The organism is Flaviaestuariibacter terrae (genome assembly GCF_054777635.1).
Genome location: NZ_BAAHAL010000005.1, coordinates 861 through 3,572 on the forward strand (window position 1 = coordinate 861; position 2,712 = coordinate 3,572).

The following is a 2,712-nucleotide window of genomic DNA, read 5'->3' on the forward strand; positions in this document are numbered from 1 at the left end:
CGGTACAAGCTCCGTTGGGAGCTGTGAAGCTGTAGTCACCCGAAGCCGTGTAAGTAGCACCATGCCAGGAGAAGGTTGCGCAGGCCGTAGCGGTGGTATCAGTATGGGTACCGTTGGCGATGGTGAGGTGCAGCACGGTGGTGTCGGTACAAGCTCCATTGGGAGCTGTGAAGCTGTAGTCACCCGAAGCCGTGTAAGTAGCACCATGCCAGGAGAAGGTTGCGCAGGCCGTAGCGGTGGTATCAGTATGGGTACCGTTGGCGATGGTCAGGTGCAGCACGGTGGTGTCGGTGCAGGCACCATTGGGAGCTGTGAAGCTGTAGTCACCCGAGGACGTGTAGGTAGCACCATGCCAGGAGAAGGTTGCGCAGGCCGTAGCGGTGGTATCAGTATGGGTACCGTTGGCGATGGTCAGGTGCAGCACGGTGGTGTCGGTACAGGCTCCGTTGGGAGCTGTGAAGCTGTAGTCACCCGAAGCCGTGTAAGTAGCACCATGCCAGGAGAAGGTTGCGCAGGCTGTAGCGGTGGTATCGGCATGGGTACCGTTGGCGATGGTCAGGTGCAGTACGGTGGTGTCGGTACAGGCTCCATTGGGAGCTGTGAAGCTGTAGTCACCCGAGGACGTGTAGGTAGCACCATGCCAGGAGAAGGTTGCGCAGGCCGTAGCGGTGGTATCAGTATGGGTACCGTTGGCGATGGTCAGGTGCAGTACGGTGGTGTCGGTACAGGCTCCATTGGGAGCTGTGAAGCTGTAGTCACCCGAAGACGTGTAGGTGGCACCATGCCAGGAGAAGGTTCCGCAAGCCGTGGCGGTGGTATCGGTATGGGTACCATTGGCAATGGTCAGGTGCAGTACGGTGGTATCGGTGCAGGCACCATTGGGAGTCGTGAAGCTGTAGTCTCCAGATGTAGTATAGGTCTGTCCGTGCCATACATACTGGGCGCAGGCTGTGGCGGTAGTATCGGTATGCACGCCCTGGTTGATGGTGAGGTGCAGGGTGACTGTATCGGGGCAGCCATTGACACCGGTGGAGAAGAAGTTGTAGTTGCCCGAAGCCAGGTATGTCTGGCCATGCCATACAAACTGCGTACAAGCCGTAGCCGTGGTATCGGTATGCACACCCTGGTTGATGGTGAGGTGCAGGGTCACTGTATCGGGGCAGCCGTTGACGCCGGTGGAGAAGAAGTTGTAGTTGCCGGAGGTTGTGTAGGTAGCTCCGTGCCACGAGAAGGTGGTACAGGCTGTAGCCGTGGTATCGGTATGCACACCCTGGTTGATGGTCAGGTGCAGGGTCACCGTATCGGGGCAGCCGTTGACGCCGGTGGAGAAGAAGTTGTAGTTGCCACTCGTGGTATAGCTCTGTCCGTGCCAGGCAAACACAGAGCAGGCCGTAGCCGTGGTGTCGGTATGCACACCCTGGTTGATGGTCAGGTGCAGGGTCACCGTGTCGGGGCAGCCGTTGACGCCGGTGGAGAAGAAGTTGTAGTTGCCACTTGTAGTATAAGTAGATCCATGCCAGCTGAAGGTGGTACAAGCTGTGGCCGTGGTGTCGGTGTGCACACCCTGGTTGATGGTCAGGTGCAGGGTAACCGTGTCGGGGCAGCCGTTGACGCCGGTGGAGAAGAAGTTGTAGTTGCCACTTGCGGTATAGCTCTGTCCGTGCCAGCTGAAGGTGGTACAAGCGGTAGCTGTGGTATCAGTATGCACACCCTGGTTGATGGTGAGGTGCAGGGTCACCGTATCGGGGCAGCCGTTGACGCCCGTGGAGAAGAAGTTATAGTTGCCCGAGGTTGTGTACGTAGCTCCATGCCAGCTGAACGTGGTACAAGCCGTAGCCGTGGTATCGGTATGCACACCCTGGTTGATGGTGAGGTGCAGGGTCACCGTATCGGGACAGCCATTGACGCCGGTGGAGAAGAAGTTATAGTTGCCGGAAGCCAGGTATGTCTGTCCGTGCCACGAGAAGGTGGTACAAGCCGTAGCCGTGGTATCGGTATGCACGCCCTGGTTGATGGTCAGGTGCAGGGTGACTGTATCGGGGCAGCCGTTGACACCCGTGGAGAAGAAGTTGTAGTTACCGGAAGCCAGGTATGTCTGTCCATGCCACGAGAAGGTGGTACAAGCTGTAGCCGTGGTATCGGTATGTACACCCTGGTTGATGGTCAGGTGCAGGGTCACCGTGTCGGGGCAGCCATTGACACCGGTGGAGAAGAAGTTGTAGTTACCGGAAGCCAGGTATGTCTGTCCATGCCAGCTGAAGGTGGTGCAAGCGGTAGCCGTGGTATCGGTATGCACGCCCTGGTTGATGGTCAGGTGCAGGGTGACTGTATCGGGGCAGCCATTGACGCCCGTGGAGAAGAAGTTGTAGTTGCCACTCGTAGTATAAGTAGATCCATGCCAGCTGAAGGTGGTACAAGCTGTAGCCGTGGTATCGGTATGTACACCCTGGTTGATGGTCAGGTGCAGGGTCACCGTATCGGGGCAGCCGTTGACACCGGTGGAGAAGAAGTTGTAGTTGCCGGAAGCCAGGTATGTCTGTCCGTGCCACGAGAAGGTAGTACAGGCCGTAGCCGTGGTATCGGTATGCACACCCTGGTTGATGGTCAGGTGCAGGGTCACCGTATCGGGGCAGCCATTGACGCCGGTGGAGAAGAAGTTGTAGTTGCCGGAGGTTGTGTACGTAGATCCATGCCAACTGAAGGTGGTGCAAG

1 protein-coding gene is annotated in these 2,712 nt (G+C 57.7%); it reads right to left on the minus strand.

Going from position 1 to position 2,712, the window contains the following annotated elements; all coding sequences use genetic code 11:
- Nucleotides 1–2,712: hypothetical protein (locus ACYU7Z_RS00685; protein ID WP_460566599.1), on the minus strand; the 2,712-nt coding region annotated here is incomplete at both ends.